The 19,914-nt window shown below is 68.2% G+C and carries 21 protein-coding genes; 9 read left to right on the forward strand and 12 right to left on the reverse strand.

The annotated features are described in order from the left end of the window. The 6 genes from ASC81_RS14905 to ASC81_RS14930 all read left to right on the forward strand — a co-directional run bounded on the left by ASC81_RS14905 (window position 1) and on the right by ASC81_RS14930 (window position 6,087). On the forward strand, window positions 1–333 hold the full coding sequence (locus tag ASC81_RS14905) for an NAD(P) transhydrogenase subunit alpha (protein WP_056268618.1): 333 nt from the start codon (window positions 1–3) through the stop codon (window positions 331–333). Continuing rightward, window positions 330–1,754, forward strand: a complete 1,425-nt coding sequence (locus ASC81_RS14910) for an NAD(P)(+) transhydrogenase (Re/Si-specific) subunit beta (protein ID WP_056268621.1) — start codon at window positions 330–332, stop codon at window positions 1,752–1,754. Before ASC81_RS14905 ends, ASC81_RS14910 begins: the two co-directional genes overlap by 4 nt. Before the next feature lie 96 nt (window positions 1,755–1,850). After that, entirely contained in the window at window positions 1,851–3,524 is a 1,674-nt protein-coding gene (locus tag ASC81_RS14915; protein WP_056268624.1) for a long-chain-fatty-acid--CoA ligase, read from the forward strand. A 58-nt stretch (window positions 3,525–3,582) separates the two neighbouring features. Then, entirely contained in the window at window positions 3,583–4,155 is a 573-nt protein-coding gene (locus ASC81_RS27905) for a hypothetical protein (protein ID WP_056268627.1), read from the forward strand. A 49-nt stretch (window positions 4,156–4,204) separates the two neighbouring features. Further along, window positions 4,205–4,927, forward strand: coding sequence for a 16S rRNA (uracil(1498)-N(3))-methyltransferase (locus tag ASC81_RS14925; protein ID WP_056268630.1), 723 nt, complete (start codon window positions 4,205–4,207; stop codon window positions 4,925–4,927). After that, a complete protein-coding gene (locus ASC81_RS14930; protein ID WP_056268633.1) occupies window positions 4,924–6,087 on the forward strand; it encodes an MFS transporter in 1,164 nt (387 codons plus the stop codon). The genes ASC81_RS14925 and ASC81_RS14930 overlap by 4 nt, the downstream gene beginning before the upstream one ends. Here ASC81_RS14930 and ASC81_RS14935 read toward each other — a convergent pair. Beyond that, window positions 6,069–6,581 carry a hypothetical protein gene (locus ASC81_RS14935; RefSeq protein ID WP_056268636.1) on the reverse strand — a complete coding sequence of 171 codons (513 nt, stop codon included), beginning with the start codon at window positions 6,579–6,581 and terminating at the stop codon, window positions 6,069–6,071. The two genes, ASC81_RS14930 and ASC81_RS14935, sit on opposite strands and share 19 nt — an antisense overlap. After that, window positions 6,568–7,836: a class I SAM-dependent RNA methyltransferase gene (locus ASC81_RS14940; RefSeq protein WP_235533666.1), complete on the reverse strand. Its 1,269-nt coding sequence runs from the start codon at window positions 7,834–7,836 to the stop codon at window positions 6,568–6,570. The genes ASC81_RS14935 and ASC81_RS14940 overlap by 14 nt, the downstream gene beginning before the upstream one ends. A 59-nt stretch (window positions 7,837–7,895) precedes the next feature. On the opposite strand from ASC81_RS14940, the gene ASC81_RS14945 reads away from it, so the two are divergent. Then, window positions 7,896–8,765 (forward strand): alpha/beta hydrolase, encoded by an 870-nt coding sequence (locus ASC81_RS14945; protein ID WP_056268641.1) that lies wholly within the window; start codon window positions 7,896–7,898, stop codon window positions 8,763–8,765. Between the two features lie 27 nt (window positions 8,766–8,792). Here the strand turns inward: ASC81_RS14945 and ASC81_RS14950 are convergent, their stop codons facing one another. Both ASC81_RS14950 and ASC81_RS14955 read right to left on the reverse strand, forming a co-directional pair. Beyond that, window positions 8,793–9,725 (reverse strand): alpha/beta fold hydrolase, encoded by a 933-nt coding sequence (locus tag ASC81_RS14950; RefSeq protein WP_056268643.1) that lies wholly within the window; start codon window positions 9,723–9,725, stop codon window positions 8,793–8,795. 36 nt (window positions 9,726–9,761) lie between these two features. Then, complete coding sequence (locus tag ASC81_RS14955; RefSeq protein ID WP_056268644.1) at window positions 9,762–10,118, reverse strand: hypothetical protein; 357 nt, start codon at window positions 10,116–10,118, stop codon at window positions 9,762–9,764. A gap of 124 nt (window positions 10,119–10,242) precedes the next feature. Between ASC81_RS14955 and ASC81_RS14960 the strand changes: the two genes are divergently transcribed. Then, entirely contained in the window at window positions 10,243–11,079 is an 837-nt protein-coding gene (locus ASC81_RS14960; protein ID WP_056269072.1) for an AraC family transcriptional regulator, read from the forward strand. An 84-nt stretch (window positions 11,080–11,163) separates the two neighbouring features. On the opposite strand, the gene ASC81_RS14965 is transcribed toward ASC81_RS14960, so the two are convergent. The 8 genes from ASC81_RS14965 to ASC81_RS15000 form a co-directional block, all read right to left on the reverse strand. Then, on the reverse strand, window positions 11,164–12,669 hold the full coding sequence (locus tag ASC81_RS14965; RefSeq protein ID WP_056268646.1) for an RNA polymerase factor sigma-54: 1,506 nt from the start codon (window positions 12,667–12,669) through the stop codon (window positions 11,164–11,166). Window positions 12,670–12,823: 154 nt separating this feature from the next. Then, window positions 12,824–13,597 (reverse strand): LPS export ABC transporter ATP-binding protein, encoded by a 774-nt coding sequence (gene lptB, locus ASC81_RS14970; protein WP_056268648.1) that lies wholly within the window; start codon window positions 13,595–13,597, stop codon window positions 12,824–12,826. After that, window positions 13,597–14,202 carry a lipopolysaccharide transport periplasmic protein LptA gene (gene lptA, locus ASC81_RS14975; protein WP_162245904.1) on the reverse strand — a complete coding sequence of 202 codons (606 nt, stop codon included), beginning with the start codon at window positions 14,200–14,202 and terminating at the stop codon, window positions 13,597–13,599. Before lptA ends, lptB begins: the two co-directional genes overlap by 1 nt. Before the next feature lie 82 nt (window positions 14,203–14,284). Beyond that, on the reverse strand, window positions 14,285–14,944 hold the full coding sequence (locus ASC81_RS14980) for a thiol:disulfide interchange protein DsbA/DsbL (RefSeq protein WP_056268652.1): 660 nt from the start codon (window positions 14,942–14,944) through the stop codon (window positions 14,285–14,287). Next, a complete protein-coding gene (locus ASC81_RS14985; RefSeq protein ID WP_056269074.1) occupies window positions 14,941–15,603 on the reverse strand; it encodes a thiol:disulfide interchange protein DsbA/DsbL in 663 nt (220 codons plus the stop codon). Before ASC81_RS14985 ends, ASC81_RS14980 begins: the two co-directional genes overlap by 4 nt. 31 nt (window positions 15,604–15,634) lie before the next feature. After that, the gene (locus ASC81_RS14990; protein ID WP_056268654.1) at window positions 15,635–16,288 is read right to left on the reverse strand and encodes an SPOR domain-containing protein; all 654 of its coding nucleotides are present in this window, start codon (window positions 16,286–16,288) and stop codon (window positions 15,635–15,637) included. Beyond that, the gene (gene argS, locus ASC81_RS14995; protein ID WP_056268656.1) at window positions 16,285–18,000 is read right to left on the reverse strand and encodes an arginine--tRNA ligase; all 1,716 of its coding nucleotides are present in this window, start codon (window positions 17,998–18,000) and stop codon (window positions 16,285–16,287) included. Before argS ends, ASC81_RS14990 begins: the two co-directional genes overlap by 4 nt. 63 nt (window positions 18,001–18,063) lie before the next feature. Continuing rightward, window positions 18,064–18,450 (reverse strand): VOC family protein, encoded by a 387-nt coding sequence (locus ASC81_RS15000; RefSeq protein ID WP_056268658.1) that lies wholly within the window; start codon window positions 18,448–18,450, stop codon window positions 18,064–18,066. Window positions 18,451–18,490: 40 nt separating this feature from the next. On the opposite strand from ASC81_RS15000, the gene ASC81_RS15005 reads away from it, so the two are divergent. Continuing rightward, a complete protein-coding gene (locus tag ASC81_RS15005) occupies window positions 18,491–19,828 on the forward strand; it encodes a serine/threonine-protein kinase (RefSeq protein WP_056268660.1) in 1,338 nt (445 codons plus the stop codon). Window positions 19,829–19,914 lie beyond the last annotated feature (86 nt).

Genomic DNA, 19,914 nt, shown 5'->3' on the forward strand with positions numbered 1-19,914 from the left:
ATGGAAATCGTCGATCACACCGTCATCAACCTGATCATCTTCGTGCTGGCCATCTACGTGGGCTACCACGTCGTCTGGACCGTCACGCCCGCGCTGCACACGCCGCTGATGGCCGTCACCAACGCGATCTCGGCCATCGTCATCGTCGGCGCCATGATGGCCGCGGCGCTGACCGAGACGCCGTTCGCCAAGGGCATGGGCGTGCTGGCCGTCGCGCTAGCGGCGGTCAACATCTTCGGCGGCTTCCTCGTCACGCGGCGGATGCTGGAGATGTTCAGGAAGAAGGAAAAGAAGGCAACCGTCACTGCACCTGCGACGGAGGGCAAGCCATGAGCATGAACCTCGTCACGCTGCTCTACCTGATCGCCAGCGTCTGCTTCATCCAGGCGCTCAAGGGCCTGTCGCACCCGACGACGTCCATCCGCGGCAATCTCTTCGGCATGGTCGGCATGGCCATCGCCGCGTTCACCACGGCAGCGCTCATCGTCAAGCTGGCCGGCGGTTCGGCCGTGGGCCTGGGCTGGGTGCTGCTCGGCCTGGTCGTCGGCGGCGGCTTCGGCGCATGGAAGGCCAAGACGGTCGAAATGACCAAGATGCCCGAACTGGTCGCCTTCTTCCACAGCATGATCGGCCTGGCGGCCGTGGCCATCGCGGTCGCGGCGGTCTACGAACCGTGGGCCTTCCAGATCGCGGCCAAGGGCGGCGCCATTCCCACCGGCAATCGGCTTGAGCTGGCGCTGGGCGCCTTCATCGGCGCGGTCACCTTCACGGGCTCCGTCATCGCCTGGGGCAAGCTGTCGGGCGGCAGCAAGTTCCGCCTGTTCCAGGGTGCTCCGGTCACCTTCAAGGGCCAGCACTGGCTGAACCTGCTGCTCGGTCTGCTGGCCATCTGGGGCTGCGGGGTGTTCAGCCTGCACGGCTACGAGCATGCCTTCTGGATCGTCGTGGCGCTGGGCTTCGTGCTCGGCGTGACGCTGATCATCCCTATCGGCGGTGCCGACATGCCGGTCGTCGTGTCCATGCTGAACAGCTATTCCGGCTGGGCGGCTGCGGGCATCGGCTTTTCGCTGAACAACAGCATGCTGATCATTGCCGGCTCGCTGGTGGGCAGTTCGGGCGCGATCCTGAGCTACATCATGTGCAAGGCGATGAACCGCTCGTTCTTCAACGTCATCCTGGGCGGCTTCGGCGGCGAGGCCGGCACGGCCGCGGCGGGCGACGGCAAGGCTCGCCCCGTCAAGAGCGGCAGCGCGGACGACGCGGCCTTCGTGCTCGGCAACGCCGAAAGCGTCGTCATCGTGCCCGGCTACGGCCTGGCCGTGGCGCGCGCCCAGCATGCCGTGAAGGAGCTGGCCGCCAAGCTCACCGAGAAGGGCATCACCGTCAAGTACGCCATCCACCCGGTGGCCGGGCGCATGCCGGGCCACATGAACGTGCTGCTGGCCGAGGCCGAGGTGCCCTACGACCAGGTCTTCGAGATGGAAGACATCAACGGCGAGTTCGGCCAGGTCGACGTGGCCATCATCCTGGGCGCCAATGACGTCGTGAACCCGGCTGCGCACGTGAAGGGCAGCGCCATCTACGGCATGCCGATCCTGGAGGCGTACAAGGCCAAGACCATCATCGTCAACAAGCGCTCCATGGCCGCCGGCTATGCAGGCCTGGACAACGAACTCTTCTACATGGACAAGACCATGATGGTGTTCGGCGATGCCAAGAAGGTGGTGGAGGACATGCTCAAGGCTGTCGAGTGATCGTGGCGCGGCCCCAAGGCCGCGCTATCGAATCCCCTGACCCGCCCGTTGTCAGCCTTCGGTCAGAATCCGCGCCAAGCAATAAGGAGACAAGGCATGGAGCCGATCTGGCTGAAGCATTACCCGGCCGAGGTGCCGCGCGACGTCAACACGTCGCTCTACCCCAGCCTCGTCGATCTGCTCGACACCGGGTTCAAGAAGAACGCCGACAAGCCCGCCTATCTGATGATGGGCAAGAGCGTCAGCTTTGCGCAGGTGGACGAGGCCTCGCGGGCCTTTGCCGCCTATCTGCAGAGCCTGGGCCTTGAGAAAGGTGACCGCGTCGCGCTGATGATGCCCAACCTCTTCCAGTACCCGGTGGCCGTGGCTGCCGTGCTACGGGCGGGTTATGTCGTCGTCAACGTCAACCCGCTTTACACGCCGCGAGAGCTGGAGCACCAGCTCAAGGACTCGGGCGCCAAGGCCATCGTCATCATCGAGAACTTCGCCTCTGTGCTGCAGCAGGTGATCCGCTCGGTGCCCACGAAGCACATCATCCTGGCGGCCATGGGCGACATGCTGGGCATGGTCAAGGGCGCCATCGTCAACTATGTGGTGCGCAAGGTGAAGAAGATGGTGCCGGCCTTTGAGCTGCCGGGTGCCGTGCGCTTCAACGATGCGTTAGCGAAGGGCCGTGGCCTGACCTACAAGGCGCCCAAGCTCGGCCCGGACGACATCGCCGTGCTGCAGTACACCGGCGGCACGACGGGTGTGTCCAAGGGCGCCGTGCTGCTGCATCGCAACCTGGTCGCCAACATCCTGCAAAACGAGGCCTGGTACCAGCCGGCGCTGAAGAAGGTGCCCAAGGGCGAGCAGATCGTCACCATCTGCGCGCTGCCGCTGTATCACATCTTCGGCTTCAACGCGAACATGATGCTGTCCATGCACATGGGCGGGGCCAATGTGCTGATCCCCAATCCGCGCGACCTGCCGGCCGTGTTCAAGGAGCTGTCGCAGCACCGCTTCCACAGCTTCCCGGCGGTGAACACGCTGTTCATGGCGATGGCCAATCATCCAGAGTTCGGCTCGGTGGACTGGAGCAGGCTCGTCATCTCGGTCGGCGGCGGCATGGCAGTCATGCAGGCCACAGCCAAGCTGTGGCTGGACAAGACCGGCTGCCCCATCGTCGAGGGCTATGGCCTGTCGGAGACCTCGCCCACGGCCACCTGCAACCCGACCGACAGCACGGCCTACAGCGGCACCATCGGCCTGCCGCTGCCGCTGACCGAGCTCAAGCTGCTGGACGACGACGGCAACGAGGTGCCGATGGGCCAGCCCGGCGAGATCGCCATCAAGGGCCCGCAGGTCATGGCGGGCTACTGGCAGCGCCCGGACGAGACGGCCAAGGTCATGACGGCCGACGGCTTCTTCCGCACCGGTGATATCGGCACCGTGGATGAACGCGGTTATTTCAAGATCGTTGATCGCAAGAAGGACATGATCCTCGTCAGCGGTTTCAACGTGTATCCGACCGAGGTTGAAGATGTCCTCACGCAGATGCCCGGCATCCTCGAATGCGCTGCCGTCGGCGTGCCGGACGCCAAGGCAGGCGAGGCCGTGAAGGTGGTCATCGTGAAGAAAGACCCGAATGTGACCGAGGCCGACGTGCGAGCCTATTGCGAAGCCAACCTGACCGGCTACAAACGACCCCGGATCGTTGAGTTCCGCACCGAGCTGCCGAAGACACCCGTTGGCAAGATCCTCCGCAGGGAGTTGCGGGACAAGAGCTGAATACTGATCCCCGTTGACCTGCGAGCGCTGATCCCGCTCGTGGGCGAGGCCCCAAAACGTGCTCGACCTGTTGCATTCCAAGACCGAAACCGGCCGCGCTGAAATCCGCGCGCGGACCCTGCCGTTGTCGCGCACCGCTCGCAATCTCCTGCTCGTGCTGGACGCGAGCAAGACGGCCGGCGAATGGCTGCGCCTGGTGACAGGCGCGACCGAGGCGGACCTCGTGACGCTGCGCCAGCACGGGCTGATCGCGCCGCAGAACGCGGCCGGCCAAGCGCTTGCACCGCAGCCTGCGCCGCCTGCACCTGCGCCCACTGCCTCGGCCCCCGCCGCCTCAGCGCCGGTTGCCCCACCGCCGGCTCCCGCGGCACCTGCAGCCGCGACGCCCATCGGCCAGGCCATTGCGGGCGGCTCACCGTTGCTGGACCGTGCGGCCCTGTACACCTATCTGAGCGGTGAGGCGACCAAGCTGCTCGGCCCCTTCAAGGGCTATGCCTTCGCGCTGGAGGTCGAGCGTGCCGACAGCTTGGCCACCTTGCAGGGCCTGGCGCTGCAGCTTGTCGAGCGGGTGCAGAAGGCCAAGGGCGAGGCCGCTGCCGCCGCCGTGCGCGACGCGCTGGGCCTGCGCTGAGGGACACTCGCGGCTCGCCCTGCCGAGGGGCCTTCTCACGAGCCCGCACTTGCCCCGCTTCTTCGTCGATACCCCGCTCCCCCCGCTGAGTTCCGGCGGCGAGATCACGCTGCCGCCCGGTGCGGCCCGCCATGTTCAGGTGCTGCGCCTGCAGCCCGGCGACGTGCTGACGCTGTTCGACGGCAGCGGCCCGGAATGGCAGGCCGAAGTCACGGCCATGGGCCGCAGCGCCGTCGGCGTGCGCCTGATCGAGGCCGTGCACCCGCAGCGCGAACTGGCCCTTGCGGTGACGCTGGCCGTCGTCATGCCGGCCAATGACCGCATGGACTTTCTCGTCGAGAAAGCCACAGAGCTCGGTGCCGCGGCGCTGCAGCCGTTGGTGGCCGAGCGTTCGGTGCTGCGCCTGTCGGGCGAACGCGCCGACAAGAAGCGCGCGCACTGGCAGGGTGTGGCCATCGCCGCGGCCGAGCAGAGCGGTCGCACGGTGCCGACGCGCATCGAGCGCGTGCTGCCGCTGGCGAGCTGGCTGGCGTCGCTGGCGCCGCGGGACGACGAATGGCGCGGCCTGCTGAGCCCGCGTGCCGCCGCGCCACTGACGGCTTTCTCGCAGCAGCGCGCGCTGTTCCTCAGCGGCCCCGAGGGCGGCTTGACCGAGGCCGAGGAAGACGCTGCGCGCGCCCGCGGCTTCGCGCCCATTACGCTCGGCCCGCGCATCCTGCGCGCCGACACCGCACCGCTGGCCGTGCTCGCCTGGCTCAGTGTGGCCGCATGAACAAGAAGCTCGCGCTGCTCGTTCTGGCCCAGGGCCTTTTCCTCACCAACAACATCTGCTTCATGGCCATCAATGGCCTGGTCGGCCTGGCGTTGGCGCCCCGGCCGTGGATGGCGACGCTGCCGATCTGTGCCTATGTGGCCGGCGGTGCGCTCACGGCACGCATGGTGGGCCGGCACCAGTTGCGCTTCGGGCGGCGGCGCGGCTTCCAGATCGGCCTGGCTGTGGCCTTTGCCAGCTGTGGCGCGTCGCTTTGGAGCGTGCTGAACCAGCAGTTCTGGGGCGTCGTCCTCGCGACGCTCGTCGCGGGCTACTACACCGCCAACGCGGCGCTGTACCGCTTTGCCGCCACCGAGCTGGTGGCACCCGACAAGCGCGAGACCGCGATCTCCTGGGTGCTGGGCGGTGGCTGCCTGGGCGCCATCCTGGGGCCGTGGGTGGCCGGCGTCAGCAAGGACCTGCTGGTCGCGCCGTTCGCAGGCGCCTACCTGCTGTTGATGGGCGTTGCGCTGGCCGGGCTGGTGCTGATCTCGCTGATCGACTTTCCACCGCTCGCACAGCCCGCGCCTGGCGCTGGTGGCCGCAGCGGTGCCGACCTCGTGCGCCAGCCGGTCTTCCTGGTGGCGCTGGCTGTGAGTGCGCTCGGTTACGGCGTCATGAATCTGCTGATGGCGGCCACACCCATCGCGATGGGCCAGTGCGGCCTGCCGTTCTCGGACGCCAGCCTGGTGCTGCAATGGCATGTGCTGGGCATGTTCGTGCCGAGCTTCTTCACGGGCTCGCTGATCAAGCGCGTCGGCGTGCAGCCCGTGCTGTGGGCCGGTGTGGCGCTCAACGTCGGCTGCGTCGCGTTTGCGCTGTCGGGCCAGGATCTGCCGCACTTTCTCGGCGCGCTGCTGCTGCTGGGCATCGGCTGGAACTTCCTCTACATCGGCGGCACCACGCTGTTCACGCAGGCCTACCGGCCCGAGGAGAAGACGCGCGCGCAGGGCCTGCTGGACACCGGTGTCTACGCGACGATGACGTTGACCTCGTTCTCCTCCGGCGCCCTCGTCACGACCGGCGGCTGGCAGTGGATGAACTGGGCCAGCCTCGTGCCCATCGCGCTGTGCGCGGCCGCGCTGGCAGGGCTGTCGCTGCGTCAGCGCCGGTCGTGCTGAAGGTATTCGCCGGCCATCTGCTGGCCGAGCAGTTCGGGCTTGAGCCGGGCCAGGGCCTTCAAGTCCAGGTCGCGCTGCGTGACGAACAGCGGCGCGCCGATGCGCAGGCCGACCAGGGTGGCGCCATCGCCGAGCTGGGGCAGCAGGGGGTAGACGCGCAGGCGCAGCACCAGCGTGTCCAGCTCATCGGCGAAGACGGCGGTTTCCACCAGCGTGGCGCAGCCCAGCCGATCGGCCTGCTGCAGCAGTTCCAGGCCGGCCGCCTCCGGGTTGATCTGGACGCTGGAGGCCGTCATCGGCACGGCGCGCCGGCCGTCCGCATCCAGTGCGCGGCTCACGGCGGCGTTGAAGCGCTGGTTCAGCCCGTCCCAGTCCGGCCCGCCCTTGAGCGGCGGGTTGCGGCCCTGGCCGAAGACCAGGCTGCAGGACTGGGCCCGCGCGCCGAGCGCAGCCAGCCCGAGCACCGCGGCAAGGATCAGCTCACGCCGGCGCATCGCCCTCGGTGACCTTGCGTGCCGAGCCCTTCACGAGGTCGAAGCGGAACAGCCGGCATTCGATGGGGCCGTTCCACATCGGCACGCGGCGCGACTCCTTCAGCCGCATCTTGCTGGGCAGCTTCATGTCGGGGCTGAGCATCCAGGCCGTCCAGCCGGCCGGGTTGCCCGTGTACTGGCGCTTCCAGTGCGCGGCCAGGCGCGGAAAGAAGTCGTCGCCGCCGTCCAGCTCTTCGGAGCCCTGTGCGTCGCGCGACATGGCGGCCTTGCCGCGCACCTCGATGCGCTCGCCATACGGCGGGTTCATGAGGATGCTGCCCGGCATGCCGTCGGGCAGCTGCGGCGCGGGCCGCTCCAGCGCGTCGCCGCCGTTGAACTGGATGTAGGCGGCCACGCCCGCCCGCTCGGCATTGCGGCGCGCGAAGTCGACCATGCGGAAGGCCACATCGCTGGCATAGATGGGCACGGCCGGCGCGTGGATGCGCGCACGTGCGGCCTGGGTCATGGCCGCCCAGGTGGTCTTCATGGCCGGCGTGGAGAACGGGATCTGGCGTTCGAAGGCGAAGCGGCGCGTCAGGCCGGGCGCGGAGTCGCAAGCGATCAGCGCAGCTTCGATGGGAATGGTGCCCGAGCCGCAGCAGGGGTCGTGCAGCGCGCTGTCGCCCCGCCAGCCGGCGGCGGCCAACATGGCTGCGGCGAGCGTCTCCTTCAGCGGCGCGTCGCCCTTGTCGACGCGCCAGCCGCGCTTGAACAGTGGCTCGCCGGAGGTGTCGACATAGATGGCCGCGCGCTCGGGGCCGACGTGCAGCAGCACCGGCAGGTCGGGCGAATGCGTGTCGACGCTGGGGCGCTCGCCGGTGTGCTCGCGCAGCTGGTCGCAGATCGCGTCCTTAATGCGCAGCGTCGTGAAGTTCAGGCTCTTCAGCGGCGAGCGCTGGGCGATGGTGTCGACGCGGAGGGTCTCGCGGGGCGTGATCCAGTCGCGCCAGTCGACGCGCCGCGCCAGCGCATAGAGGTCGTCCTCGTGGCGGTAGGGGCCCTCGATCAGCTCGATGAGCACGCGCTGCGCGAGGCGGCTCTCCAGATTGATCTGCATCGCGTCTTCGAGGCTGCCGACCACGCCGCAGCCGCCGCGCAAGGGCTCGACCTTGCTGCGCACGCCGGGCGGCAGGAAGCGCTTGAGCTCTTCTTCGAGCAGGGGTTCGACGCCACCGGCGCAAGAGACGAAGAGGGAGAGTTTGTTGGGCAGGCTCACGGGGCGCATTGTCGCCGGCCATAAACTGGACAGCGTTATCCCACAACCTGACGCAAGCCATGAAGCGAATCGTTCTGACCCTGGCCTTCCTGTTCAGCGCGCTTCAGGCGCAGGCTGCCGACCCGGCGCCCGCCTACCCCGCGCACACCATTCCGAACTCGTTGCTGCGCGCGCTGCCGAAGAACGCCGATGGCCGGACCTACCAGCTGCACATCCACCTGCCGGCGTCGTTCGCCAAGGAGCCCAAGCGGCGCTACCCGGTGCTGTACGTCACCGATGGCTATTGGGACTTCGCAACCATCGTCAGCTCCTACAACAACCTGGCCTACGACAAGGTCGTGCCGGAGTTCATCACAGTGGGCTTGGGTTATGCGGGCGACAACCCGGACTACGGCCAACTGCGCGCCTGGGAGCTGTCGCCGGTGCGCATGAACCCGTTGTTCAGCGACACCGGCAATGCCGACAAGTTCATCGCGTCGCTGGAGAAAGACATTTTTCCGCTGCTGGAGCGCGACTACCGCGCCGACCCGGCGCAACGGTTTCTCGCCGGCAGCTCGCTGGGCGGCCTGTTCACGCTGCATGCGATGTATGCCAAGCCCGAGCTCTTCAAGGGCTACATCGCCGCAAGTCCCGCCGTCGTCGTGGGCAACGACTGGATCATCGGCAAGGCCAAGGCCTACGCCGCGACGGGCAAGCCGATCAAGGCGAGGCTCTATGTGACCGGCGCGGAGCACGAGTGGCCCGCCTTCCTGGCCGGCATCAAGCGCTACCAGGCGCTGCTGCCCGAGCTCAAGCATCCGGAGCTGGTGTTCCAGAACCGCAGCATCGACGGCGAGCGGCATGCAGGCACCAAGGCCGAGAGCTATACGCGCGGCATGCGCTTCGTGTTCGAGCCGCTGGCGCCGGAGAAGGGCCCGTCCAAGGACTGATTCACGACCAAGGACGGGTCCAGTCACTTACTGCCGCACGAAGTCCAGCAGGTCCTGGTTGAGGCGGTCCTTGTGCGTGTCGGTGATGCCGTGCGGGCCGTCGGCGTACTCGATCAGGCGCGCGCCCTTGACCAGTTTGGCAGTCGCGCGGCCGGTGGTTGCGATGGGCACAATCTGGTCGTCAGCGCCGTGGATGACGAGCGTCGGGATGTCGAACTTCTTCAGGTCCGCGCGGAAGTCGGAGTGGAAGAAGGCGTCGATGCTGTCGTAGGTGGCCTTGCTGCCGGCCTGCATGCCCTGCGCGTAGAAGCTGTCAGCCTGACCGGCCGAGACCTTGGCGCCGGGGCGGTTGAAGCCGAAGAAGGGCCCGCCGGCGATGTCCTTGTAGAGCTGGGCGCGGTTGTCGAGCGAGGCCTTGCGCAGGCTGTCGAACACGGCGGTGGGCACGCCTTCGGGGTGCGTCGGCGATTGACCCATGATGGGCGTGATGGCGCCCACCAGCACAGCCTTGGCAACGCGTGCCGTGCCGTGGCGGCCGATGTAGCGGGCCACCTCACCGCCACCGGTGGAGAAGCCCACCAGCGTGGCGCGCTTGACGTCCAGCGCGCGCAGCACGGCGTCGAGGTCGTCGGCGTACTGGTCCATGTTGTTGCCGGCCCAGGGCTGACCCGAGCGGCCGTGGCCGCGTCGGTCATGGGCAATGACGCGGTAGCCCTTCTCGGCCAGGAACTGCATCTGCGACTCCCAGCTGTCGGCATTCAGCGGCCAGCCGTGGCTGAAGACGACGACGGTGCCGTTCTTCGGACCCCAGTCCTTGACGTAGAGGGGCGTGCCGTCTGCGGCCGCAACGTAGGGGGTGACGACGGCAGCGGCAGGGTTGGCGGCCGAAGCCTGGCTGTGGGCAGCGGCTCCACCGATGGCGATGGTGGCGGCGAGGGCGAGGCGGGTGAAGGCGTTCATGGTGAGCTCCAAAGAATGTTGAAGGTGTGACGGCGATCAGGCCTTGGCGACCGGGCGGACGGTCTCGCCACGGCGCGCGGCGTACTCAGCCACCAGGGCGGCGTAACGCTCACCTTGGCGCAGCGCGGCATAGCGCTCGCGGGCGGCTTGCAATTCGACGGTGTTGTGGCCGGTCTCGGCGGCGGTGCGCTCGGCAGCGGCGAGGCCCGACTCCTGGTAGATCTTCAGATCGGCCAGCACTTCGGCCCGTGAGACGGTGGACGCCACGCCGACGCTGGCGCCCGACTCCGGGTCCGTCACATAGGACTGGGCGTTGACCGCGGTGCCGACAAGGGCGGCGCTGGCGAACAGCAGCTGGAAGACGGCGCGGTTGAAGCTGGTTTGGCGGGTCACGGTGGGCTCCTGGGAAGTGGGTCGGTGGGGGAAACAAGTGGTCTTGCGACAGGACGAACTTTGCCCGTGAGCGCCGTACTTGAAATACCATTTGGTACGTCTTAGTTTGCAATTCGTACTGACCATGGCCGACCGACTCGCTGCCCTCTTCTCGCACTTCGCCGTGCGCGCCGAAACCTTCCAGGCCGGCCCGCTGTGCGGCGTCAATAGCCTGGAGCCACAGGCCGGGCGCGGTCAGCTGCACCTGATCCGCGAAGGCGGCGTCGACGTGCACAACGACGGCACGCCGGAGCCGCTGCGCATCGACGAGCCGAGCCTGCTGCTCTATGCGCGCCCGCTGGCGCATCGCTTCGTGACCGACCCCAGTTGCGGCGCGCAGTTCCTGTGCGCGCACATGGCCTTCGAGGGCGGCGCCAGCCACCCCATTGCCGCAGCGCTGCCGCCCTGGGTCTGCCTGCCGCTGGCCTCGGTGCCAGGCTGCGCGCCGGTGCTGGAGCAGTTGTTTGCCGAGGCCGAGGCCACCTACTGCGGGCGCCAGCTGATGCTGGACCGGCTGTTCGAGGTGCTGATGATCTGGGTGCTGCGCGAGCTGATGGCGCAGGGCCGCGTGCAGTCGGGCATGCTGGCCGGCCTGTCGCACCCGCGGCTGCGCGGCGCGCTGGTGGCCATGCACGACTCACCCCAGCTGGAGTGGCCGCTGGAGGAGCTGGCCGCGCGAGCGGGCATGTCGCGCACGGTGTTCGCCAACTGCTTCCGCGACGCGGTGGGCTGCACGCCCGGCGTCTACCTGCAGCGCTGGCGCATCGGCCTGGCGCAGAAAGGGCTGCTGGCGGGGCAGGCCCTCAAGCACATCGCTGCCGACGTGGGCTATGGCGGCGAGGCGGCGCTGTCGCGGGCCTTCCGGGCGCACACCGGGCAGTCGCCGAGGGAATGGCGCAAGGCAGCACTGCCCCAGCAATAGCAGTCAGCGCGCGCGTACCACCCGGACCTGGAAGGGCTGGCCTTGGATCTCCTGATGCGACCGTCGTCGCGACAGCGAAGCGCTCTACAGCGCCTTGCGCAAATTCGCCGGCGCGATCTTCATCGCTTCGCGGTACTTGGCCACCGTGCGGCGCGCGCACTGGATGCCCTGCTCTTCCAGCATGCCGGCCAGCGCGCTGTCGGACAGCGGCTTCTTGATGTCCTCGGCGGCGACGAACTGCTTGATCAGCGCGCGCACGGCCGTGCTCGACGCCTCGCCGCCGGCTTCCGTGCTCAGCCCCGAGCCGAAGAAGTACTTCAGCTCGAAGGTGCCCCAGCTCGTCGCCATGTACTTGGCCGTCGTCACTCGCGAGATGGTCGACTCGTGCAGGCCCAGCTCATCGGCGATCTCGCGCAGCACCAGGGGCTTCATCGCCAGCTCACCATGCGTGAAGAAGCCGCGCTGGCGCTCGACGATGGCCGTGCTCACGCGCAGGATGGTGTCGAAGCGCTGCTGGATGTTCTTGATGAACCAGCGGGCCTCCTGCAGCTGGCCCCCCAGCGGCGAGTTGCTGATGCCGCCGCGCGTGGCGCGCAGCGCGTTGGCGTAGAGCTCGTTGATGCGCAGCTTGGGCGCCACCTCGGGGTTGAGCATGACGCGGAACTCGCGGCCCACTTTCCGAACGATGACGTCGGGCACCACGGCTGCGGCAGCGCCGGCTGCAAAGCGGCGGCCGGGCTTGGGTTCGAGCCGCGTGATCAGCCCCTGTGCCTCGCGCAGCAGCAGCTCGTCGGCGCCGGTCTCCGCCATCAGGCGGCGCATGTCGCGGCGCGCCAGCAACTCCAGATGACCCTTGCAGATCAGGATCGCCGCGGCCTGGGCCGGGCAGTGGGGGCAGGCGAGCAACTGCAGCACCAGGCATTCGGACAGGTCGCGCGCGCCGATGCCGGCGGGCTCCAGGCTTTGCAGCAGGCGCAGCGAGATGCGGAGGCGGTCCAGCAGCTCCTCGCGTTCTTCCTCGTCCTCGACGAGGGCCGCGGCGATCTCTTCCAGCGCATCCTCCAGGTAGCCGTCCTCGTTCAAGGATTCGATGAGGATCTGCATGACGGCGCGGTCCTCGGCCGACAGATACATGCCGGCGAGTTGCTGGGTCAGGTGCTCGGCCAGCGTCGTCTCGGCAAACTCTTGGCTCTCGCGCTCGCCGTCTTCGCCGCTGCCCGTGCCGGTGCTGCTGCTGGGCAGCTCACGGATACCGTCGAAGTCGTCGCGCTCGGTGCCGTTCTCCCAATCCTCGCGCTCGGTGCCGCCGAAGTCCTCGGCGCTCAGCTCCGGGGCCTCGGCCACCTCGCCGCTGCTTTCCGATTCACCCGCCGAGGCCTCGGTGCCGACCTCGGCCGGCGCATTGCTGGCCAGCTCGGGCGTGCTGACGCTGAACTCGTCTTCGGTCTCCAGCAATGGGTTGCTGGCCAGCATCTGCTCGACTTCCTGGTGCAGCTCCAGCGTGGACAGCTGCAGCAAGCGGATGGATTGCTGCAGTTGGGGTGTCAGCGCGAGGTGCTGACTGAGGCGGACCTGGAGCGTCTGCTTCATGGCGCGACGTCTTTCGGGCCGAGCGCCGGGCCGCTCCCAAGCCGGCCCGTCAGGCGATGTGCGAGCGGGGACCGCCCCGCGAGCATCGCCGTCCCCTCGGGGGACCGGTCAGGCTGGCCCGCGTTCAGCGGGGCAAGGCTGGACGAGGGGCTCATCACATTCTGAAGTGTTCGCCGAGATAGACCTTGCGCACATCGGCGTTGGCCACGATCTCGTCGGGCGTGCCTTCGGCCAGCACGGCGCCCTCGCTGATGATGTAGGCGCGGTCGCAGATGCCCAGCGTCTCGCGCACGTTGTGGTCGGTGATCAGCACGCCGATGCCGCGGCCCTTGAGGAAGCTGATGATGCGCTGGATCTCCAGCACCGCGATGGGGTCGACACCGGCAAAGGGCTCGTCCAGCAGGATGAAGCGCGGCTGGGTCGCCAGCGCGCGGGCGATCTCGACGCGGCGCCGCTCGCCGCCCGACAGCGCCGGTGCCGGGCTGTCGCGCAGGCCGTCGATGGACAGGTCGTGCAGCAGGCCGTTGAGCAACTCGTCGATGCGCGCACGCGACAGGCTTTTGCCGCGCTCGTCCAACTGCAGCTCCAGCACGGCGCGGATGTTCTGCTCGACCGTCAGCTTGCGAAAGATCGAGGCTTCCTGCGGCAGATAGCTCAGGCCGAGCCGTGCGCGCGAATGGATGGGCAGGCGCTGCACCTCGGCGCCGTCGATGCGGATGATGCCGGCGTCCGAGCGCACCAGGCCGACGATCATGTAGAAGCTGGTCGTCTTGCCAGCGCCGTTGGGGCCGAGCAGGCCGACGACTTCGCCGCAGTCGACGCGCACATGGACGTCCTTGACAACCTTGCGAACGCCGTAGGTCTTGGCCAGGCCTTCGGCTTCGAGCCGGCTGCCGCAGTCCGCTGGGGTCACGGCGTTGTTGCCCATCACGAAGGCTTGCCCGGCTGCAGCGTCGTCGACGGCTTCAACGGCAGCGGCGCGGTGGGGGCCGAAGCCGCCTCATCGCCCGGCTGCGCGCGCGGCATCAGGACGATGCGCGTACGGCCATTCGGGTTGGGCGAGGCGCTGCCGCCCTCCAGCGTGAAGACCTCGGTGCGGCTGTCGTAGACGATGACGGCGCCCGTCACTTCCTCGGCCACCGCGGTGCCGCGCAGACGGCGCACAGTCGCGTTGCCGATGAAGCGCACGGTCTCGGTCTTGGTGTCGTACTCGACCTGGTCGGCCACGCCGTCCACCGCCTCGCCGGGAATGTCACGCGCTTGGCGGAAGCTCACCGGCTGGCCGGACGTTCCGCTGGCATAGGCCTGGTGGTAGCCGTCGCGGGTTTCGCGCACGTCAACTTTTTCGGCCTTCAGCAGCAGGCTGCCCTTCGTGATGATGACGTTGCCGAGCAGCTCGGTGCGCTGGTTGACGCTGTCGATCCGGCCCTGCTTCTCGGCCGTGAAGATCATCGGCTTGAGGCGGTCGGCCTTCTCTGCCTGGGCGGCAGGGAGGGCGAGCACGAGAGCGAGCGGAATCAGGAGGCGATGCATGGCGGCACGGAAGTTGCAGGCCATTCTAGGGTCCGGCTGCTGTTGTCAGCCTTTCCGGCTCGATAACTGATTCAGCGAAGCTTCATGAATTTTTGCCGCCGCGCGCCTGCTTGATCAGGAAGTCGGCAATGGCCAGCGCCTGCTGGCCCTGCGCTGCCTCGCTCTGCCCCGGTGTACCGCCCATGCCCGGGCCCGTGCGCCAACGCCCGCCCACGACAAGGGCCGGCACGGTGTCGGCGCCACTTTGTTCGGCCAGCCTCTGGCCTTGGGCCATCTTGGTCTGCACGCCGAAGGAGCCCAAGGCCTGCTTGAACTTGACCGTGTCCACGCCCAGCCGGCCAACCAGGGTGATCACCGCCGCCTCGTCATTGGCTTCGGCACCGACGCGGTGGAAGGCATTGAAGAGACCGCCATGCACGGCCGGCGTCAGTGCGCCCATGGCTTCCAGCGCGTAGTACATGCGCTGGTGCAGCTTCAACACCGCCTGCTGGCCGACCGGCACGCGACGGAAGCTCACGTCGGCGGGCAGCTTGTGCGCCCACGCTTCCAGCAGCGGATCGAAGGCCGCGCAATGCGGGCAACGATAGAAGAAGAACTCGATGATCTCGATCTTGCCGGCCGGGCCAGGCAGTGCCTGTGCCAAGCGGGCGTAATGCCGGCCTTCGACAGGGCTGCCCTGTGCGAGCGCCGCAGGACTGATGCCAGCGGCAATCAGCGCCGCCGCGGCGTCGCGACGCTTCATGCCTTGTTGCGCGCCCGCTGGATCAGGAAGTCGGTGACCTGCAAGGCGCGCTGGCCCAACTCATGCTCGGGCAGGCGCTGGCCGCCGGCGGACTGGCTGGGCGAAGTGAGGAAGCGGCCGGCCACGCCGATGCTGGGCACGCCGTCGATGCGATAGGCCTCGGACAGCTTCTCGGCCTGCTGGCACTTGGTCACCACGCCGAAGGAGTTGTAGGCCTCCTGGTACTTGACCGGATCGACGCCCAGGGCGCTGAGGAACTTGGCCTGGCTCTTGGCGTCGTCCAGCGTCTGGCCCTGCTGGTGCATGGCGTTGAAGATGGCGGGCCGCGTCGCGGCTTCCTTGCCGAGGGCTTCGAGCGCATAGAACATGCGCTGGTGGATCTTGACGTTGGCACGGAAGGCCACATGCGCCTTGCGAAAGACCACGTCGGCCGGCAGCTGCTTGGACCAGCCCTCGATCGCGGGCTCGAAGGCATAGCAGTGCGGGCAGCCGTACCAGAAGAACTCGATCACCTCTATCTTGCCCGGCGTCGACGCCAGCGGCGGGTTCAGCGCCTGGTAGTGGCGGCCCTCGACCGGGCCTCCCTGGGCGAGGGCGGTACCGGTGGCGCCCAGCACGGGGGCGGTGGCGAGCAGGGCGGAGAAATCGCGGCGCTTCATGGCGTCATGCATCCTTAAGGTTCAGACGTGATCAACGTTGTACACGAACGAGGTTGGCCTCAAAGCCCGCACCCTCAATCTTGCGTTGCAGGCCTTCGGCCTCGTCACGAGAGTCAACGGGCCCGAGGCGCACCCGGTAGACAGTGCGGCCGTTTTGTTCGCGTTCCATGACCTTGGCGGTGAAGCCCTGGATGGCCAGCTTGGCCTTCTGCGACTCGGCATCCTCGGTACGCGTGTAGGCGCCGGCCTGCACGAAGTAGACATAGGCTTCGGCGCCGGCCGCGGGAGGCGTTGACGCCGCCGCCGCCGGGGCCTCGGGCTTCGGCGCCGGCTTGGGCAGGGCGCTGACCGCTGCGGCACTGGCGGCCGCGACGGCGGCGCTGGCCGTTGTGCTGGCCGGCGGTGGGGCCGTCAGCGGCGGCGGGTTGACGACGCCGCTGGCACTGCGCGCGGCCCTGCCGGCCAGCGGCGCGTTCGGGTCCCAGTTGCGGTTGCGCTCGGCCTCCTGCGCGTCGTGCTCGGCGGTGCGCTGCGGCACCTTGTCGACGAAGGGGATGGGCACCTTGGTGATGTAGAGCGCCACGCCGAGTGCGACGGCGAGGCCGACCAGCAGGCCGACGATCAGCCCGAGGACGAAGCCGCCTTTCTGGTTCTTGTGGCCGGCGGGTTTGGACGCAGCAGTCATTCGCTCTCCGTAGTTTCCGAAGTTTCGACAGTGTCACGGTTCATCTGCTCGGGCGCGCTGACACCCAGCATGCCCAGCGCGTTGGCCAGCACCTGGCGGGTGGCGGCCAGTAGCGCGACGCGCGCGCGGCTGAGCTCGGGCGCCTGGTCCAGCACGCGCTCGGCCGCGTAGTAGGAGTGATAGGCGCCGGCCAGGTCGCGGGCATAGAAGGCGACGTCGTGCGGCGCGATGCCCTCAGCCGCGCCGGTCAGCATGTCGGGGTAGGCGGCGAGCTTGAGCATCAGCGCTTCTTCGGTCGGGGCGGTCAGCAGGCTGAGGTCGGCATGGGCAACGCTGGCAACGTCGCCGCCCCACTTGCGGATGACCGAGCAGATGCGCGCGTGGGCATATTGCACGTAGAAGACCGGGTTTTCGTCGTTGGCCTTCAGCGCCAGGTCGATGTCGAAGACGAACTCGGTGTCGGCCTTGCGGCTGATCAGGAAGAAGCGCACCGCGTCACGGCTGGTCCAGTCGATCAGGTCGCGCAGCGTCACATAGCTGCCGGCGCGCTTGGAGATCTTGACCTCCTCGCCGCCCTTCATCACCGTGACCATCTTGTGCAGCACGTAGTCCGGGAAGCCCTGCGGAATGCCCATGTCCACCGCTTGCAGGCCACCGCGCACGCGGGCGATGGTGCCGTGGTGGTCGGTGCCCTGGATGTTGATGCACTGCGTGTAGCCGCGCTGGAACTTGTTGACGTGATAGGCGATGTCGGGGACGAAGTAGGTGAAGCCGCCCTCGGACTTGCGCATCACGCGGTCCTTGTCGTCGCCGTAGTCGGTCGAGCGGAACCACAGCGCGCCGCCTTCCTCGTAGGTCTTGCCGTTGGCGACGATGCGCTCGACGGTCTTCTCCAGCTGGCCGCCGGCATAGACGCTGCTTTCGAGGAAATAGCTGTCGAATCTGAGCCCGAAGGCCTGCAGATCCAGGTCCTGCTCGTGGCGCAGGTAGGCGACGGCGAACTGGCGGATGCTGTCGAGGTCGTTCACGTCACCGCTGGCCGTGAATTCGCGGTCGTCGGCCTTGACTGTTTCGCGCTTCAGGAAGGCATCGGCAATGTCCTGGATGTAGTCGCCGTTGTAGGCGGCTTCCGGCCATTCGGCGTCACCGGGCTTGAAGCCCTTCAGGCGCATCTGCGTGGAGTTGGCCAGCGTGGCGATCTGCACGCCGGCATCGTTGTAATAGAACTCGCGGGTCACCTCGTGGCCCTGGCTCTGGAAGACGGAGCACAGCGAATCCCCAAGCGCCGCCTGGCGCGCATGGCCCACATGCAGCGGGCCGGTCGGGTTGGCCGAGACGAACTCGATCATCACGTGCTTGCTCGTCGGCGCGCGGTGGCCGAACTTCTGGCCGGCGGCCAGCACCTCGCTCACGACGGCCTGCTTGGCTTCGGGCTTGAGCCGGATGTTGATGAAGCCAGGGCCGGCGATCTCCAGCGCCTGCACCCAGGTCTGGAAAGCCGGCTTGCCCTGCAGGGCTTCGATCAGGCGCGTGGCCAGTTCGCGCGGGTTGGCCTTGAGTGGCTTGGCCAGCTGCATGGCGGCCGTGCAGGCGAAGTCGCCATGGGCGGCCTGCTTGGGCGATTCGAAAGCCGCGACGGCGTTTGAACCGGGGGCGATTTCCTGGAGAGAGTCGGCGAGTGCGGCGAGCAGCGCCTGCTTGGCTTGGATCATGGGGCGATTTTAGGAGGCAGGTCTCGTTCGCCCGGAACGCATCCCTGGGGGAGCCGCAATGCGTCAGGGTTCGTGGCAGGCCACGCAGAGCTTGTTGCCGTCGAGGTCGCGGAAATAGGCGCCGTAGTAGTTGGCGTGGTACTCGGGGCGCAGGCCGGGCGGGCCTTCGCAGCGGGCGCCGTGGGCGAGGGCCAGCGCATGCGCGGCGTCAACCTGTGCGCGGCTGCTGGCGAGCAGGGCCACCATCTGGCCATTGCCGGCTGCGTGCTCACCATCGAGCGGGCGGCCAAGGAGCAGCAGCGGGCGCGGCCCCGGGCTGCTCTGCCAGCCGGCCCAGGGCCGTGCCGGCTCGCAGAAGCGCTCGGCCACGCCAAGCAGCGCCAGCAGCGGGCGATAGAAGGCCAGGGCGCGATCAAAGTCACGTGTGCCGAGGTGGACGTGGGAGAACAAGGGGCGTTTCCTCCAAGGGGCGGCCCATATCATGCCCCGCATGACCGCCCCCGCCGACGATCTGCCCGCCCACATCGGCCGCTACCAGGTCATCAAGCGCCTGGGCGAAGGGGCGACCAGCGATGTCTTCCTGGCGCGCGACCCCTTCCAGGACGTCGACGTGGCCATCAAGCGCATGCGCGCCTGGGCGCCGCCGCCGGATGCGCCGGGCAGCGACTTCAGCAACCGCTTCTTCAGTGCCGAGGCGGCCCTGGCCGGACGGCTGCACCACCCCAATGTCGTCGCCATCCTCGACGCCGTGTCCGAGGCCGCCTCGCCCTACCTCGTCATGGAGTACGTGCCTGGCGTCACGCTGAAGCACTTCTGCCGCAGCGACCGCCTGCTGCCGCTGGACCAGATCGTCGAGCTGGGCTTCAAGTGCGCGATGGCGCTGAGCTATGTCTACCGCCAGGGCGTCATCCACCGCGACGTGAAGCCGGCCAACCTGCTGGCCGTGCTGGACCCGGGCGGCCAGGTCGTCGACGTCAAGGTCAGCGACTTCGGCTCGGCCCTCAACCTCAATGCCGACGCGACCCAGATCCACCGCGTCGGCTCGCTCGCCTATATGCCGCCGGAGCAGATCGAGGGCGGCGACGTCGACTGCCGCGCCGACATCTATGCGCTGGGCGCCGTGCTGTATCACCTGATCGGCGGCCGCCCGCCCTTCGATGCGCCGCACCAGATGGCACTGATGCACCAGATCTACCACCAGCCGCCGCTGCCGCTGATGGGCCAGCGGCAGGGCGTCACCGAGGGGCTGGACGCCGTCGTGCTGCGCGCGCTGGCGAAGAGCCCGCACGAGCGCTATGCCGACTGGGACAGTTTTGCGCAGGCGTTGTCGGCCCTGGTGGCCAGCCAGCAGGTGCCGCTGAACCGGCTGGGCGAGGTGCGCGATTCGGAGCGTTTCAACCTGCTGCGCTCGCTGGAGTTCTTCGCCGATTTCGGCGACGTGCAGCTGTGGGAGGTCGTGCGGCGCGCGCGCTGGCGGCGCTACCCGCTCGGCCACGCCCTCTTCAAGCGCGGCCAGGAGGGCAACAGCTTTCACATCATTGCCCAGGGCGAGGTCGAGGTCTTCCGCGACGGCCGCCAGGTGGCGACGCTCGGCACGGGCACCTCGGTGGGGGAGATGGCCTACCTGGCGCCCAACCCCGACCTGCGCCGCCACAGCACCGACATCCGCGTCAGCCAGGAGTGCACGACGATCTGCTTCACGCCCGAGTCGGTCGGCCAGCTCAGCCCTGAATGCCAGCACCGCTTCGACCGCGGCTTCATCCGCGTGCTGGTGCGCCGCCTGCATGCGGCGCACGAGGCCCTGCACCACCCACGCCGCATCCTCTGAACGTGGTCGTTGGCGCGGTCCCACCGATTGGCAGCGACGGGCGGGCGTGCTTGAATGCCCTGGCCATTCAACCTCCAGAGGAAGGA

Origin of the sequence: Pelomonas sp. Root405 (genome assembly GCF_001425165.1) — a bacterium.
GTDB lineage: Bacteria > Pseudomonadota > Gammaproteobacteria > Burkholderiales > Burkholderiaceae_C > Pelomonas.

What these genes read in the sequence shown, in the direction of transcription:
- ASC81_RS14960 (WP_056269072.1), top strand. Translation starts at nt 10,243, where the DNA reads ATGGCCGACCGACTCGCTGCCCTCTTCTCGCACTTCGCCGTGCGCGCC.
- argS (WP_056268656.1), bottom strand. Translation starts at nt 18,000, where the DNA reads ATGATCCAAGCCAAGCAGGCGCTGCTCGCCGCACTCGCCGACTCTCTC.
- ASC81_RS14985 (WP_056269074.1), bottom strand. Translation starts at nt 15,603, where the DNA reads ATGAAGCGCCGCGATTTCTCCGCCCTGCTCGCCACCGCCCCCGTGCTG.
- ASC81_RS14990 (WP_056268654.1), bottom strand. Translation starts at nt 16,288, where the DNA reads ATGACTGCTGCGTCCAAACCCGCCGGCCACAAGAACCAGAAAGGCGGC.
- ASC81_RS14930 (WP_056268633.1), top strand. Translation starts at nt 4,924, where the DNA reads ATGAACAAGAAGCTCGCGCTGCTCGTTCTGGCCCAGGGCCTTTTCCTC.
- ASC81_RS14910 (WP_056268621.1), top strand. Translation starts at nt 330, where the DNA reads ATGAGCATGAACCTCGTCACGCTGCTCTACCTGATCGCCAGCGTCTGC.
- lptB (WP_056268648.1), bottom strand. Translation starts at nt 13,597, where the DNA reads ATGGGCAACAACGCCGTGACCCCAGCGGACTGCGGCAGCCGGCTCGAA.
- ASC81_RS14905 (WP_056268618.1), top strand. Translation starts at nt 1, where the DNA reads ATGGAAATCGTCGATCACACCGTCATCAACCTGATCATCTTCGTGCTG.
- ASC81_RS14945 (WP_056268641.1), top strand. Translation starts at nt 7,896, where the DNA reads ATGAAGCGAATCGTTCTGACCCTGGCCTTCCTGTTCAGCGCGCTTCAG.
- ASC81_RS14935 (WP_056268636.1), bottom strand. Translation starts at nt 6,581, where the DNA reads ATGCGCCGGCGTGAGCTGATCCTTGCCGCGGTGCTCGGGCTGGCTGCG.
- ASC81_RS14915 (WP_056268624.1), top strand. Translation starts at nt 1,851, where the DNA reads ATGGAGCCGATCTGGCTGAAGCATTACCCGGCCGAGGTGCCGCGCGAC.
- ASC81_RS14980 (WP_056268652.1), bottom strand. Translation starts at nt 14,944, where the DNA reads ATGAAGCGTCGCGACGCCGCGGCGGCGCTGATTGCCGCTGGCATCAGT.
- ASC81_RS14965 (WP_056268646.1), bottom strand. Translation starts at nt 12,669, where the DNA reads ATGAAGCAGACGCTCCAGGTCCGCCTCAGTCAGCACCTCGCGCTGACA.
- ASC81_RS15005 (WP_056268660.1), top strand. Translation starts at nt 18,491, where the DNA reads ATGACCGCCCCCGCCGACGATCTGCCCGCCCACATCGGCCGCTACCAG.
- lptA (WP_162245904.1), bottom strand. Translation starts at nt 14,202, where the DNA reads ATGCATCGCCTCCTGATTCCGCTCGCTCTCGTGCTCGCCCTCCCTGCC.
- ASC81_RS14950 (WP_056268643.1), bottom strand. Translation starts at nt 9,725, where the DNA reads ATGAACGCCTTCACCCGCCTCGCCCTCGCCGCCACCATCGCCATCGGT.